Below are 13,875 nucleotides of genomic sequence, written 5' to 3'. Positions count from 1 at the left end.
TGCCTCAAGCTGGAAATACGCATGGCTACCGATACCGTCGTCCATCAACTTGCCATTCGCGCCGGCAACCGCCTGCGCGATGAGCGCCTGATGCTTGCGACCGCCGAGTCGTGCACGGGCGGCATGGTCGCGACCGCGATCACCGACATTTCAGGCAGCAGCGGCTGGTTCGAGCGCGGGTTCGTCACCTATTCGAACCAGGCGAAGAGCGAAATGATCGGCGTGCCGGCCGACATGATCGAAAAGCATGGCGCGGTCAGCGAGCCGGTCGCGCGCGCGATGGCCGAAGGCGCGTTGCGCAATAGCCGCGCGCAAGTGTCGCTGGCCATTACCGGCGTGGCCGGGCCGGGTGGCGGCACCGAGACGAAGCCGGTCGGCATGGTGTCGTTCGGCTGGAGCAACCGGCTGCACACAGTGGTGGAAACGCTCGTCTTCAAGGGCGATCGCGAACGGATTCGTGTGCAGGCGGCCGAGCATGCGTTGCGCGGGCTGCTCAAATTGCTGGATGAAAGGGAGCGCTGACACGTTCTGTGGTTGATGTCTCATCCTTTGTCCGTTGCCCGCGCCGTGCGCGCTTTTCAGCCATGCCGACGAATTCACATTCCAAAGACGAACTGATCCGCCGCTTCGGCTTGCTGCCTCATCCGGAAGGCGGGTATTACCGCGAGACTTACCGGGCGGCGCAAACCGTGCACCGCCAGGAAAGCGCAAACGAATCGCGCTGCGCGTCCACGGCGATTTACTACATGCTGTGCGACGGCGCGCATTCCGCGTGGCACCGGCTCAAGTCGGATGAAGTCTGGCATTTCTATGCGGGCGAACCGCTGAACGTGCACGTGCTCGACCGTCACGGCAAGCTGACCACGCATCGCCTCGGCGATGCGCTCACGCATCCGGACACGGTGTTTCAGGCGGTGGTGCTGGCAGGTGACTGGTTTGCCGCCGAATGCGAGGACCCGGCTAGCTTTGCGGTGGTCGGCTGCACGGTCGCGCCGGGGTTCGAATTCAGCGAGTTCGAGGTAGGCGACGTCGGGCAGTTGCAAGCGCTGTATCCCGCGTATCGGGAACTGATCGTGCGGCTTGGGCCGGCGGCAAGCAGCGCGTAGTAACACTCGCGCACCGCGCCACACCAAACATCGCAGAAACTCAGGCAGCCTCGGCGCGCGTATCCCCCAGGGCGTCCCAGATGCTCGTGTAACTCTCTGACCGGTTCATCGCGAAAGCCTACCGATACGCGTTAATCCCATCCCGCGTCTTCTCCGCGGCCCTCGCAGCCGCGTCCGCGTAGTCATCACCGTTGCCTGCATAAATAATCGCGCGCGACGAGTTGATCAGCATCCCCGTGCCCGCCGCTGTGCGTCCTGCGCGCACGGTTGCTTCGACGTCGCCGCCCTGCGCGCCGATGCCGGGAATCAGCAGCGGCATGTCGCCGACCAGGCTGCGCACCACTTCGATCTCATTCGGGAACGTCGCACCGACCACCAGGCCCATCTGTCCGCTGGTGTTCCACTGCTGCGCCGCGCGCCGCGCGACCGTCTGATACAGCGGCCGCCCGCCGACGTCGAGAAACTGCAGGTCGGAGCCGCCCGGGTTCGAAGTCCGGCACAGCACGATCACACCCTTATCCTTGTGCTCGAGGTACGGTTCAAGCGAATCGAAGCCCATATAAGGGTTCACCGTCACCGCATCCGCGCGATACCGGTCGAATGCTTCACGCGCGTACTGCTCGGCGGTGCTGCCGATGTCGCCGCGCTTTGCATCGAGGATCACCGGCAACCCCGGGTGTTTCAGATGAATATGCGCGATCAGCTGCTCGAGCTGATCTTCCGCGCGATGGGCAGAGAAATAAGCGATCTGCGGCTTGAACGCACAAGCAAACGGCGCCGTTGCGTCGACGATCTTGCGGCAGAAATCGAAGATCGCGTCCGACCGGTTCGCGAGCGCGCCGGGGAACTTCGCCGGTTCGGGATCGAGCCCGACGCACAGCAGCGAGTTCGTGTTTTGCCAGGCCAGATGAAGTGTCTGAATGAAGGAGGACATGGTGAAACCCGCGCGGGTCTGGTGTGCAGAGGAGGCGCGTATTTTACCCGCCTCGCTCACCGCCTTTGCAGCGAAGCGCCGCACCTGCGCGCGGCGCGCGCGCGTCACTGCCGCCGCGCGCTGCGTCCGCCGGCGACCGCGCGCAGCCCCGTGTGCTCGACGGTGAACCGGAAGGTGCGCGACAACCGCTCGCCGCGCGCGAGCATCGTCATCCCATGCTCGGCCGCGCCGCCGGGCAGATTCATTGCGTTAATCGGGTGATCAACCGGCTCGAAGCAGAAAAAGTCCTCACCTGGCGGCGTGTACAGCACGTAGCAATCGGTGCTCGACGACACGGTCAGCGAAAGCCGCCGTTTCGGCCACACGACCGTCGCGCGTCCGCTCCAGTCGGTAAACGCGTGATTGACCAGCGAGCCCGGCAGCGGATACGCGACTCCGAATTGCCAAGCGGGCGGCGCGGGGACATGCCGCACCGGCAGCCAGTCGTCGCCGGACAGCCACAGGCCCGCCGCGGCCGCCGACAGACGCGTATCGCCGTCACGCACCAGAAACGGATGCACGCCGAGGCCGAACGGCAGCGTGTCGCGCCCGACGTTCTCGATGTCGAGCATGATCACGAGCGTTGGGCCATCGAGCGCATAGCTTTGCGTCGCGCGATACGCGTACGGCTTGCCGTCGCTGCGATCGAGCGTCAGACGCACGCTGTCCCGGGCCGTTTCGGCAACCTGCCACGACGCGAGCCAGCCGTCTCCATGAATAGGCAGTGCTTCCCCAGCGCGATTGCACGGCACAGCGACCGTGCGGCCACCGACGCTGAACCGCCCGCCGCCGATGCGGTTCGAGTACGGCAGCAACGAATAGCACGCGAGTTCGTTCGCATCGGTCTGTCCGTTCACCTGCCGGCAGCGCCGGAACACAGGCACCAGACTGCCTTCGCTGCGCCAGTCGAAACGCGTCAGCCCCCCGCCCAGATGCGGCGCGACGTCGACGCGCAAGTGCGCGTTGGCGAGCGTCAGGCAATCGACCTCGCCGGCGCCCGACGCGCCGATCGCCACCGCCGACGTGCTCGGGCCGGCCAGCACCGGCGGATGCGCCGCCGCTTCGAGCCGCGCGCGGCGCGTTTGAGTGGGGGAAGAAGACGGGACAGCAGAATTCGCGACAGTCATATCAAAGCTCCCTCGAGAGGCATCGAATGTCGCCGTCGGCGGACGGCGGCTTATGCGGGTAGCGCGGCGAACCGGCTACCTCTTTGGGTCTGTGCTGCATGCTGCGAATTGCCCTGCTTCAAGCGGATAAAGCGATGTAACGCTAGCCGAAACAAATGAACCACACGTTAAAAGCGCGGTGACGCGCAACGCCCGCCACCGAAAAATCGAACGGACACTGAACGGACTTCAGATCACCTGGCGAAACCGCCTTTCACCGGCGCGCCCTCGAATACCGGCTCCGGCAAACCGCGCCGCGCGGGCGTCGCGACGAACACGCCACCTGCGAGAGGATCCACGCGCAACGCGTCGGCATCGAGACCGACCCGCGCGCTCGTCACGTACAGCGTCGCCAGCCGCGCACCGCCCAGCGCGACGCAGCTGGGCTGCGCCGTCGGCACCGTCACGCGTTCCGTTTCGAGGCCGTTCGCATCGTAGCGCACGACCCGACCGCCGCCCCAGTGTGCGTTCCACAAGCCGCCGTCGGCATCCACCGTCGAGCCGTCGGGTTCGCCGGTCGCGTCCGTGAGCCGCACAAAGAGGTGCTCATTCGCGACACGGCCATCCGCGCGGTAATCGCATGCGCGAATCTCGCGCGTCGGCGAATCGCAGAAGTACATCGTCGCGCCGTCCGGGCTGAACGCAATGCTGTTTGAAATGGCCGGCGCCGGCAATGGCAGCCGTTCCAGCGTCAGATCGTGATTGAGCCGATAGAAGCCGCCGATCGGCCGCACCGGCGCGCCTTCGTCTTTGGTGCCGAACACAAAGCGCCCCTGGCGGTCGCACCGGCCGTCGTTCACGCGCGTGTTCAAACCGGGTTCGACATCGACAATCGACTCGATCTCACCGGTCGCCAGATCGAAGAACGCGATGCGCGACGCGAGCCCGAGCAGCAGATAGTGCGGATCGGCGCACAGTGCGAAGGTCGCGAGCCGCTCGGGCATCGTCCACGACGTGCTGCGCTGCTCGTTCGGATCGTAGCGCCACAGCCGCGCGCCTTCGATGTCGGTCCAGTAGAACCGGCCGCTTCGCGCGCACCACGTCGCACCTTCGCCGAGCGCGCATTTCGCGTCGATCGCGAGCGCCGCGCGCTGGGCCTGCCCATTCTGCTGCCCGTTCGATTGCATGACTGGCGTGCCGCTCATGCCCACCCTCCATCGACGATCATGTCCTGTGCGGTAATCATCCGGCTATCGTCGGCGGCCAGAAACAGCGCCATCCGCGCGAGATCGTCCGGCATCAGCTCCGCATCGATGCACTGTCCTTCCTTGATCGCGCGACGGCCCGCGTCGTCAAGCCACAGGCGTTTCTGCTTTTCCGTCATCACCCACCCGGGCACCAGCGAATTGACCCGAATACCGAAGGCCCCGAGATCGCGCGCGAGTCCGCGCGTCAGCCCTTGTACCGCCGATTTGGCCATCACGTAAACTGGATAGTTGCCGTTTTTCAACATCCAGCTGATCGAGCCGAGATTGATAATCGAGCCGCCGCGGGCCGTTTTCATATCGTCGACCACCGCTTGCGCGGCAAAAAACTGATGCCGCACGTTCACCGCGATGCCGGCATCGAACGACTGCGGCGTGACGTCCGCGATCTTGTGGCGCTTATCGTTTGCCGCATTGTTGACGAGCACCGCAAGCGGTCCGAGCGCCGCTCGCACGTCGGCGATCGCCTTTTGCAGCGCGTCGATGTCGGTCACGTCGCAGCGCGCGAACAGCGGCTTGTGACGTGAATCGCCGAGTTCGTCGGCGAGCGCCTCGCCCGCCGTTTCGTCAATATCAAAGAACGCGACGCGCGCGCCCTGCGCGGCGAAATGCTCGACGAACGACGCGCCGATGCCGGTCGCGCCGCCCGTGATCAGCACCGTGCGGTCCGTGAGACTCGGATAGTGCGCATAGACATCGGTGGCATGCCGTGCGCTTGCGTTGGCCGGAGACGACATCGTTCGGTTCCGTTGGTTTGCGTTGATCAAGGGTCGTTTGCCACGTTGCTCACGCGCCGCGCGTCAATCGCGCGAGCCGCGGTTCTTCAACTGGTCGAGCAGCACCGCGGCGAGCAGGATCGCGCCGCGCACGAGGTACTGATAGAACGCGTCAATATTCAACAGGTTCATCACGTTCTCGACGGTGCCCATGATCAGCACGCCGATCACGACGCCGGAGATGGTCGCGCGGCCACCGAGCAGCGACACGCCGCCGAGCACGCACGCGGAGATCACGTTGAGCTCGAAGCCTTCCGCCGCGTTCGGCTGGCCCGACGTGATACGCGACGCGAGAATCACCCCGGCCAGCGCGGTCACCGCGCCCTGAATCAGGAAGATATAGACGCGCGTCCGCTCGACATTGATACCGGCGAGCCGCGACGCTTCCGGATTACCGCCGATCGCAAGCGTATTGCGGCCATACACGGTTTGATTGAGCATCACGCCGAACACGATAAAGCAGACCAGCGTGACCCAGATCGGCAGCGACACGCCGAAGAAGGTCAGGCCACCGAGCGCGATAAAGGTATCCGACGACACGCCGACCGCCTGCCCGTGCGACGCGATAAAACCGAGACCCCGCACGATTTCCATGGTCGCGAGCGTCGTGATCAGCGCGTTGATGCGCAGATACGCGATAACCGCGCCGTTCACGAAGCCGATCACTCCGCCGGCCGCGACCGCGGCGACGATCGCAATAAACGTGTTATTGGTCGCGTTCAGCACCATTGCGCACAACACGCCGGCGAACGCGACGGTCGAGCCCACCGACAGGTCGAAATCGCGCGACGCGAGACAGAACATCATCGTGCACGCGACCATGCCGATCTGCGAGATCGACAGCGCGAGGCCGAGCATATTCTCGATCGAGAAGAAGTGATCGACCGTCAGCGACATCGTGATGAACATCACCACGAAGATCACGATCAGGCTGTACTCGGTGATCTGCTGCCACCATTTCTGGCGGTCGCTCGCCTGTGGAATCAGCGCTTCGGCGGCGCTTTTTGCCGCCTGTTGCGCGAGGTTTTCTCCAGCTTGTTGCATTTTCGTTGCTCCTCGGCCTTCAGGCCGCCTGCGCGGTTTCGGGTACGCTCGAACTTGTCGGCAATGCGAGGCTCAGCACCGATTGCTCGGTGGCCACGCCACGCGCCAGCTCGCCGGAAATGCGGCCTTGCCGCATCACGACGATGCGATCGGAAACGCCGAGCACTTCCGGCAATTCCGATGAAATCATCACGATCGCACAGCCGCGTTCCGCCAGCTGATAGATCACGTTGTAAATCTCGTGCTTCGCGCCGACGTCGATGCCGCGCGTCGGTTCGTCGAGAATCACGACCTTCAGGTCCGGTTCCGCCAGCCAGCGCGACAGAATCGCCTTCTGCTGGTTGCCGCCCGACAGGAAGCGGATTTTTTGCCGGCGGCTCGGCGTCTTGATCTTCAACAGCTTGATAAAGCGGTCCGCGGTCTCCGCTTCTTTCTTGCGATCGAGAAAAATGCCCGCGCGCAAAAAGTGGCGCCGGCAACTGATATTGATGTTCTCGGACACCGACGCGATCGCGACGATGCCCTCTTCCTTGCGGTCTTCCGGGCACAGCACGATGCCCTGGCGGATCGCATCGCCGGCGCTTTTCACCTTGATCGGCTTGCCGTCGAGCGTCAGTTGCCCGCCCTTTTTCGGATCGTCTCCATAGACGAGGTGCATCAGCTCGCTGCGCCCCGCACCGACCAGACCGAAGAACCCGACAATCTCGCCGCGGCGCACTTCGAAGCTCGCCGGCTCCGCGAGCGGCCTGCCTTCGATGCCCTTTGCCGAGAATCGCACTTCACCCAGCGCGCGCGGCGTGTAGTTATAGATGTCCGAGATTTCCCGGCCCACCATCTCGCTGACGATCGTGTCGCGGCTCACGCCTTCGAGCGTCTCATGCGACGCGACCTTGCGGCCGTCGCGGAAAATCGTGCAGGCGTCGCATAGCTGATAGATCTCATCCATCCGGTGCGAGATATAAATCAGCGCGCGGTTATCGGCGCGCAGGTCGCGCACGAGCTTGAACAGCACTTCGGTTTCGCGATGCGACAGCGAGCTGGTCGGCTCGTCGAGCGCGATCACGCGCGCATTGCGCATCAGCGCCTTGCAGATTTCGACCATCTGCCGCTGCGCGATCGACAGCTTGCGCAGCTTCGCATCCGGATTGAGATCGACGCCCATTGCCGTCAGCTGCTCGCGCACATAGCGCTTCGCATAGCGCTTGTTCACCCAGCCGAGCGAATTCGGCAAGCGGCCGAGCATCAGGTTTTCCGCAACCGTCAGATCCGGCACGTACTGCAATTCCTGGTGAATCACCGCGATGCCGGCCGCGATCGACGCACCCGCGCTCGCGAAATGCACTTCGTTGCCGTCGATCTCCACATGCCCCGAGTCCGGCTGATATTCGCCGCCGAGGATTTTTAGCAGGGTCGATTTCCCCGCGCCGTTCTCGCCCATCAGGCCGTGCACCTGGCCCGCGCGCACGTCGAACGAAATGCCGTCGAGCGCGCGTACGCCTGGAAACACCTTGCCGATATTGTCAAAACGCAGCGTCGCTGACACTTCGCCTCCTGTTGCCCCTGGGTTTGCGTCGTGCAAACCGCTCATGCAAACCATTTCTGCAAAACGCGCGGACGTCATGGCCGCCCACGCGCTTTGCCGTTGCTACATTTCACGTCTGCAGTAACGGACAGCCGTTACTGCGACGCGAGACCCATCTCCTTGCGCACTGCGGCGACGTTATCGCGCGTGGCGAGCATGCCGGTCGTCAGCGTCAACAGCGGCGGCTCCTTGCCTTGCGTGATCCACGTATACATCAGGTCCGAGGTTTCCTCGCCGTGGCGCTTCGGGCTGATGATCACCGTGCCGTAGAAGCCCGTCGGCTGCGGCTTCTTGAACTCGTTCAACGCCGAATCCGAACCGCCGATACCGATGCCGATCATGTTGTCGGCTTTGAAGCCGCGGCCTTCGGCAGCGCGTACTGCGCCGAGCACCGCTTCGTCGTTCAGGCCATACGCGACCCAGTGCTTGAACTGCGGGTTCTTCGTCAGTGCGATGTTCGCCGCGTTGAACGCGTTTTCCGTGTCGGTCTTCGCTTGCGGCGCGGTGATCACGTTCGCCTTCGGGAAGCCCGCGGCGACGAGCGCGTCGGTCGCGCCGGCGGTACGATCATGCGCGGTCGGCAGTTGCTCGTAGGTCACGTCGATCGCGCCGACGTCCTTCATGTCCCAGCCGCGCTTCTTGATCTCGGCGGCAATGCCGTCGCCGACCTGCTTGCCGATGTTGTACGCGGAGATGCCCATATGCGGCACCGACTCGATCGGCTTGCCCGAACCGTCGACGAGGCGGTCATCCACCGTCATCATCTTCAGGCCGTCGGCCTTCGCCTTGGCAACGATGCCCGGCCCGAGCTTCACGTCCGGCGTGCAGATCACGAAGCCTTGCGCTTTCTGCGCGGCAAGGTTGTCGATCGCGCTCATCACCTTCTCGCCCGACGGCGCACCGATTTTCACGAGCGTGAAGCCCTTCTCCTTCGCTGCGATCTCGGCGAACTTCCATTCGTCCTGGAACCACGGCTCTTCCGGCTGCTTCACGAGAAAGCCGATCTTGACCTGATCGGCCGCCTGCGCAACCGGCGCATTGAACAGCACCGCCGTCGCTGCCGCTGCGAGCGTGAGGAATATTCTGCGTTTCATATTGCGTGTCTCCTAACTAGGTAACGAGAAGGTTATCGGCCGCGTCTTCTTGTACCGGGACTGACACACGCGGCCAGCGCGTCAACCGGTTCACTTTGCTCGCCACGTGTTGCGTTGGCGCGTGTTACTTTGCTTGCTGCTGCGTTAACCTGTGCTGCCTGTCCTTCAATCGTGATAAAGCGCCGAGCGCCCACCATCAACGGTGATGCAGCTCGCGTTGATAAACGGCGCTTCGTCGGATGCGAGAAACACCGCGGTCATCGCCACTTCATCAGGACGGCCGATGCGCTTCATCGGCTGCAAATCGAGCGTGGCCTGCTGCGCGGCGGCGGGGTCCGGCTGGCTGTCCCACCAGTCGCGCGTCAACTGCGTTTCGATATAGCCGGGCGCGATCGCGTTGACGCGCACATGACGCGGCGCGTATTCGATGCCGAGCGCGCGCGTGAGGCCGATCACGCCATGTTTGGCAACCGGATACGGAAAGCAGCCCGGAATGATCTTGAACGAGTGCGTCGACGCGATATTCACGATGCTGCCGCGACCGCGTTCGACCATGCCTGGCAACGCCGCACGGCAGCCGTTCCAGACGCCGTCGAGGTCGACCGCGAAGCAGCGGCGCCAGTCGTCGTCGGTCATCGTCAGCGGATCGCAGAACACGTTGATGCCCGCATTGTTCACGAGCACGTCGAGCGGGCCGAAGCGGCGCTGGGCTTCGTCGACCGCGTGCTGCACGGAAGCGGCTTGCGTCACGTCGGTACGCACGGCGAGCACGCGCGCGCCGCCCGCGCCACCGCTTGCGCCAGGGTCAGCGGCTTCGATTTCGCTCGCGGTACGCCGCGCCGCGTCGATATCCAGTTCGGCGAGCACGACCGCCGCGCCTTCGCGTGCGAACGCATGCGCGATCGCAGCGCCAATGCCACGTCCGGCGCCGGTGATCAGTGCGACCTTGCCAGCGAGGCGCTTCATTTCTTCGCACCTGCCCGGGCGATGCGCAGCCCATTGATAAAAGCCTTCGCATGCGAGGCGGTCGTCGTGGCGCTCTGACCCGGCTTGTACAGTGCGGAACCCAGGCCGAAGCCGTTCGCGCCGGCGGTCAGAAACGGCCCCATGTTGTCCGGCGTGATCCCGCCGACCGGCAGCAGCGGCACCTGCGTCGCAATCACCGCGCGCCATGCCTTCACCACTTGACAGCCGAGTTGCTCGGCGGGGAACATCTTCAGCACGTCCGCACCGTTTTTCAACGCGATAAACGCCTCGGTCGGCGTCGCCACACCGGGCGCACACGCCATCGCATGCGACTTCGCCGCGCTCACGACTTCCGGGTCCGCATGCGGCATCACGATCAGTTCGCCGCCCGCCTGCTTCACCTGATGCACGAACACCGCTTGCAGGACCGTGCCCGCGCCGACGATCGCGTCGGACGGCAGCGCCTGGCGGATCGCCGCGATGCTGTCGAACGGCTGCGGCGAGTTGAGCGGCACTTCGACGATCCGGAAGCCCGCTTCATAGAGTGCACGGCCGTGATCCGCCGCATCGGCCGGCGTCACGCCGCGCAGGATCGCGATAAGCGGACACGCTTCGAAGGCGGCCATCAGGCCGGCGTGCGGCTGATAGGGTCCGGGCAGATTCAGTTCAGCTTGCATGTCGGTTCCTTTTCCTTTCGCGTGTCCGTTCCGTTGCGGCTCGCGGTGTGATCTCGCGGACTAGCCGATGCGCGCTGCGGGCGCGGCATCGGCGGCAGGCGTGACAAGCCCCGCCTGCACCGCGATGCGCCACAAACCGCGCTCGGTCGCGTGCTTGACGAGTTCGGCCGACTGACAGCCGTATTGCGTCAGCGCGAGCCGGTATCGTTCGCACAGCGCTTCGTTGCCGATCAGCCGCAATGTGCGCCCGGCAAGCGTCGCCTGCTGGCGCTCAAGCACCGCTTCGAGTCCATTCAGTTCATGTCCGATCAACAGCCCCGACAGATAGTCGGGCTGCTCTTCGCGCGAAAGTTGCGCGGTCAGCCCGAGCGTGCGGGTGCTGAAGATCGTCGCGAGCATGCCCGCGTGGCCGTGATTGCGCGCGACGCTGATGCCGCGTAGAAACGCCGCCGTATCGGGACGATCGGGCGTCGTCATCGTGCGGCCGAGAATCGTGTGCTCGGAGAGCGCCGCGAACACCTCGCCCGTCATAAACGTGTAGAAGCGCTCGATGCGCGTGCCGCGCACGATCACCCACTTCGCGTGCGTGCCGGGCAAGCCGATCAGCGCGCTGTCCTGTTCGTCCGCGGCGGACTGTCGCGCCGCACCTGTCGCTGCGCTGGCCGCTTCACCGGCGAGCGCGCCGAAAATCTGCGTCTCTTCACCGCGCATCACGTTCGGCAATTCGCCGCGCTCCAGCGCGCCCGGCACGATATGCAACGCGATACCGCGTGCCGTCTGCACACGCACGATGCCGCGCACAATCGCGTCGGCACTCGCGGGCGTGTCGACGTACGGCGCTTCCTTCCAGCCCTGCGCGCTGCCGACCATGCCCGCCGCGATCACCGGCAGATGCGGCGCCTGTTCAAGCCAGCTGCCGCACAGCGCGTCGAACGCGACGTCGAAGCCGCCATCGCTCGCGGCGCGCGGCAGATTCATGATGCCGGCCGTCGAGGCGCGCGTGTCGAGCAATTGACCCGCCGCATCGAACAGGTACGCGCGCAACGCCGTCGTGCCCCAGTCGAGCGCGACGAGCGCCGCCTCGTTGCGCACGGCGCGCGACGCCGGCGCACCGGCGCTGTCTTGCTGCGCGTCACGCGGCGCGGCCGCGATGGAGGCCGGTGAACCCAGATATGTCATCGCTTGATCCTGCGGGTTGCCGGTTGCGGCGTACGCCAGCCGAGTTCCTCCGAGATCGCGCGCGCTTCGCGCTGCAAGACCGGAATCAGTTCATCCATCCGCTCGAGCGACATATACGGAATCGTGCTCGCCACCGATAGCGCAGCGACGATCGCACCGGACGCGTCGCGCACCGGCGCGGCGACACAACGGATCGACGCTTCGTTCTCTTCGAGATCGAACGTAAAGCCGCCGCCGGCGTAATTGGTCATTCGCTGCATGAAGGTCTGCAGATCCGGCCGGTTGTCAGGCTTGAAACTGACGCCGGCAAGCGCACGGCGCGATGCGTCGAAGAGCTTCTGCCACGCCTCGGGCGTGAGGTCGAGCATCATCGCCTTGCCGATTCCGGTCGACGCGAGCGGCATCCGGTGGCCCACGCGCGAGCGCATTTCGAGGCCGCGCGTGCCGGGAATCTTGTCGATATAGAGCACGTCGTCGCCGTCGCGCACGCCGAGATGGATCGTGTCGTGCGTCGCTTCCGCGAGCGCGGCGAGGTGCGGGCGCGCGACGGTCGTCAACGGCATCTGCTCGAGCGCGATCGTGCCGAGCTCGATCAGCTTCGGGCCGAGCAGATAGCCGCCCTGGACCTGGCGCAGATAGCGCGCCTGCACGAGACTGCTGACGAGCCGGTGCGTGGTGCTGCGCGTCGTGCCGAGCGCGGCGCCGAACGTGCGCAGGTCGCGCACGCCAGCCGCCGCCGCTTCGAGAATCGCGAGGCCGCGCAGCAGCGTCTGCGTGCCAGCCTGCTGCGGCGTGATATCGAGCAGCGTCCTCGGCAGCGCGATCGTGTCGCGGTCGGCGGGTGCAGGCGCGGCGCCGTTCGACGGGCGCGACGCGACGGGTTTTCTCACCGCGTCGCTTTCGGACCCGGCGTGATTGGTCATCGCTTTATTCATGGCGATCAGACAAACGGGTTGAGATGTGACTGCGCGCAGCCGGCGCGGCGGCGGACAGCATCGGCGGTTGTGGCGAGTGTCGCGGGGCAACACGATGCGCGACCTATGTGCGCACGCTGCCGGAACAGAATCAAGGCCATAGAGGGTTGTCTCCGATTCGTTTTGCGCTTCGTCACGCCTATGCTGCGGTGGCGCCGACGAGAGTTTTTTTTGCCGAGGGTCCGGCTGGTTGGAACGGATTGTAGGGGGCTTTTTCGCGATACACCAATATGTGAATGTACCTATCAAATATTGGGATTTTAGTTGAATGTATTTTGAAAGCAAAGCGGCGATTGCCCTGTGGTGGGCAATCGCCGCTTTGTCGATGGGATCGCGGTAAGGGCCGCGCGAAGTCCGCTCAGTCCGGCAATTCGGCCGCCCCCATGCGCCTCGCTATCACCCGGGCGCGCTGGGCCAGATAGCCGGAATTGCGGTGCTCGTCGAAGTATTTCGGCCGCGGCAGCATCACGGCGAGCCGCGCCGCCTGGCCAGCGGAGAGTTTCGCGGCGGACGTCTTGAAGTAGTAGCGCGCCGCCGCCTCGGCGCCATAGACGCCATTGCCCCATTCGACGGAATTCAGGTAGATCTCGAAGATCCGCTGCTTGTCCATCAGCGTCTCGAGCATCCACGTGATGATGAGTTCCTGCCCTTTGCGGATGTAGCTCTTTTCACGCGACAGAAACAGATTGCGCGCGAGCTGCTGGGTAATCGTCGAGCCGCCCGCGACGATCCTGCCGCGCGCCTTGTTCTTTTCCCACGCCTGCAGGATCGCGTCGGTCTCGTAGCCGTTGTTATTGACGAAGTTCGCGTCTTCGGACGCGATGATCGCGCGCTTCAGGTTGCGTGAGATCTGGTCGTACGGCACCCACGTATGCTGGATCGACAGATCGGGCCGATCCTGCGCGAGACGCCAGGCATCCGAGCGCATAAACGCGGTCGATTGCGGATTCACGTAGTTCCACAGCGCGATCTGCGCGAAGTAAAACGCCTGCGTCGCGAGCCACGAGAATGCGAATACGGCCACCCCGTACGCGAGCCACCGGGCGAGACTCAGCGTTTTCACGCGTCCCGAGCGCTTCGATCGTGTCATGTTCTCCGCTATGCTCAACGCCGCTCGCCAGTAGAGTGAAGAC

14 protein-coding genes are annotated in these 13,875 nt (G+C 64.6%); 2 read left to right on the top strand and 12 right to left on the bottom strand.

What is annotated here, in order from left to right:
• Positions 1-21: 21 nt before the first annotated feature.
• Together HV796_RS22925 and HV796_RS22920 are read left to right on the top strand one after the other, a co-directional pair.
• Positions 22-522, top strand: coding sequence for a CinA family protein (locus HV796_RS22925; RefSeq protein WP_175228795.1), 501 nt, complete (start codon positions 22-24; stop codon positions 520-522).
• Between the two features lie 62 nt (positions 523-584).
• Positions 585-1,106: a cupin domain-containing protein gene (locus HV796_RS22920; RefSeq protein WP_175228794.1), complete on the top strand. Its 522-nt coding sequence runs from the start codon at positions 585-587 to the stop codon at positions 1,104-1,106.
• A gap of 118 nt (positions 1,107-1,224) precedes the next feature.
• Here the strand turns inward: HV796_RS22920 and pyrF are convergent, their stop codons facing one another.
• From pyrF to mtgA, 12 genes are all read right to left on the bottom strand, one after another.
• Positions 1,225-2,040, bottom strand: coding sequence for an orotidine-5'-phosphate decarboxylase (gene pyrF, locus HV796_RS22915; protein WP_175228793.1), 816 nt, complete (start codon positions 2,038-2,040; stop codon positions 1,225-1,227).
• A 104-nt stretch (positions 2,041-2,144) separates the two neighbouring features.
• Positions 2,145-3,206: an aldose 1-epimerase gene (locus HV796_RS22910; RefSeq protein ID WP_175228792.1), complete on the bottom strand. Its 1,062-nt coding sequence runs from the start codon at positions 3,204-3,206 to the stop codon at positions 2,145-2,147.
• A gap of 233 nt (positions 3,207-3,439) precedes the next feature.
• Entirely contained in the window at positions 3,440-4,390 is a 951-nt protein-coding gene (locus tag HV796_RS22905; protein WP_246355993.1) for an SMP-30/gluconolactonase/LRE family protein, read from the bottom strand.
• On the bottom strand, positions 4,387-5,187 hold the full coding sequence (locus tag HV796_RS22900; RefSeq protein WP_175228791.1) for an SDR family NAD(P)-dependent oxidoreductase: 801 nt from the start codon (positions 5,185-5,187) through the stop codon (positions 4,387-4,389). The genes HV796_RS22905 and HV796_RS22900 overlap by 4 nt, the downstream gene beginning before the upstream one ends.
• Positions 5,188-5,250: 63 nt before the next feature.
• Positions 5,251-6,270, bottom strand: coding sequence for an L-arabinose ABC transporter permease AraH (araH, locus tag HV796_RS22895; RefSeq protein ID WP_175228790.1), 1,020 nt, complete (start codon positions 6,268-6,270; stop codon positions 5,251-5,253).
• 19 nt (positions 6,271-6,289) lie between these two features.
• Complete coding sequence (gene araG, locus HV796_RS22890; protein ID WP_175228789.1) at positions 6,290-7,813, bottom strand: L-arabinose ABC transporter ATP-binding protein AraG; 1,524 nt, start codon at positions 7,811-7,813, stop codon at positions 6,290-6,292.
• Positions 7,814-7,947: 134 nt separating this feature from the next.
• Positions 7,948-8,946, bottom strand: a complete 999-nt coding sequence (locus HV796_RS22885) for an arabinose ABC transporter substrate-binding protein (protein ID WP_175228788.1) — start codon at positions 8,944-8,946, stop codon at positions 7,948-7,950.
• A 165-nt stretch (positions 8,947-9,111) separates the two neighbouring features.
• Positions 9,112-9,912: an SDR family oxidoreductase gene (locus HV796_RS22880; RefSeq protein ID WP_175228787.1), complete on the bottom strand. Its 801-nt coding sequence runs from the start codon at positions 9,910-9,912 to the stop codon at positions 9,112-9,114.
• Positions 9,909-10,589, bottom strand: coding sequence for a 2-dehydro-3-deoxy-6-phosphogalactonate aldolase (locus HV796_RS22875; RefSeq protein WP_175228786.1), 681 nt, complete (start codon positions 10,587-10,589; stop codon positions 9,909-9,911). The genes HV796_RS22880 and HV796_RS22875 overlap by 4 nt, the downstream gene beginning before the upstream one ends.
• Before the next feature lie 60 nt (positions 10,590-10,649).
• Positions 10,650-11,768: a 2-dehydro-3-deoxygalactonokinase gene (locus HV796_RS22870; RefSeq protein ID WP_175228785.1), complete on the bottom strand. Its 1,119-nt coding sequence runs from the start codon at positions 11,766-11,768 to the stop codon at positions 10,650-10,652.
• Positions 11,765-12,703 carry an IclR family transcriptional regulator gene (locus HV796_RS22865; RefSeq protein ID WP_175228784.1) on the bottom strand — a complete coding sequence of 313 codons (939 nt, stop codon included), beginning with the start codon at positions 12,701-12,703 and terminating at the stop codon, positions 11,765-11,767. Before HV796_RS22865 ends, HV796_RS22870 begins: the two co-directional genes overlap by 4 nt.
• A gap of 397 nt (positions 12,704-13,100) precedes the next feature.
• Positions 13,101-13,832, bottom strand: coding sequence for a monofunctional biosynthetic peptidoglycan transglycosylase (gene mtgA / locus HV796_RS22860; RefSeq protein WP_175228783.1), 732 nt, complete (start codon positions 13,830-13,832; stop codon positions 13,101-13,103).
• Between the last annotated feature and the right edge of the window lie 43 nt (positions 13,833-13,875).

Origin of the sequence: Paraburkholderia humisilvae, assembly GCF_902859855.1 — a bacterium.
In the GTDB taxonomy this organism is placed as follows: domain Bacteria; phylum Pseudomonadota; class Gammaproteobacteria; order Burkholderiales; family Burkholderiaceae; genus Paraburkholderia; species Paraburkholderia humisilvae.
This window is presented reverse-complemented; position numbering and strand designations above follow the sequence as displayed.

Bases quoted from the DNA above. Each gene is read 5' to 3' on its own strand.
- HV796_RS22925 (WP_175228795.1), top strand. From the start codon at position 22: ATGGCTACCGATACCGTCGTCCATCAACTTGCCATTCGCGCCGGCAAC.
- HV796_RS22920 (WP_175228794.1), top strand. From the start codon at position 585: ATGCCGACGAATTCACATTCCAAAGACGAACTGATCCGCCGCTTCGGC.
- pyrF (WP_175228793.1), bottom strand. From the start codon at position 2,040: ATGTCCTCCTTCATTCAGACACTTCATCTGGCCTGGCAAAACACGAAC.
- HV796_RS22910 (WP_175228792.1), bottom strand. From the start codon at position 3,206: ATGACTGTCGCGAATTCTGCTGTCCCGTCTTCTTCCCCCACTCAAACG.
- HV796_RS22905 (WP_246355993.1), bottom strand. From the start codon at position 4,390: ATGAGCGGCACGCCAGTCATGCAATCGAACGGGCAGCAGAATGGGCAG.
- HV796_RS22900 (WP_175228791.1), bottom strand. From the start codon at position 5,187: ATGTCGTCTCCGGCCAACGCAAGCGCACGGCATGCCACCGATGTCTAT.
- araH (WP_175228790.1), bottom strand. From the start codon at position 6,270: ATGCAACAAGCTGGAGAAAACCTCGCGCAACAGGCGGCAAAAAGCGCC.
- HV796_RS22885 (WP_175228788.1), bottom strand. From the start codon at position 8,946: ATGAAACGCAGAATATTCCTCACGCTCGCAGCGGCAGCGACGGCGGTG.
- HV796_RS22880 (WP_175228787.1), bottom strand. From the start codon at position 9,912: ATGAAGCGCCTCGCTGGCAAGGTCGCACTGATCACCGGCGCCGGACGT.
- HV796_RS22875 (WP_175228786.1), bottom strand. From the start codon at position 10,589: ATGCAAGCTGAACTGAATCTGCCCGGACCCTATCAGCCGCACGCCGGC.
- HV796_RS22870 (WP_175228785.1), bottom strand. From the start codon at position 11,768: ATGACATATCTGGGTTCACCGGCCTCCATCGCGGCCGCGCCGCGTGAC.
- HV796_RS22865 (WP_175228784.1), bottom strand. From the start codon at position 12,703: ATGAATAAAGCGATGACCAATCACGCCGGGTCCGAAAGCGACGCGGTG.
- mtgA (WP_175228783.1), bottom strand. From the start codon at position 13,832: ATGACACGATCGAAGCGCTCGGGACGCGTGAAAACGCTGAGTCTCGCC.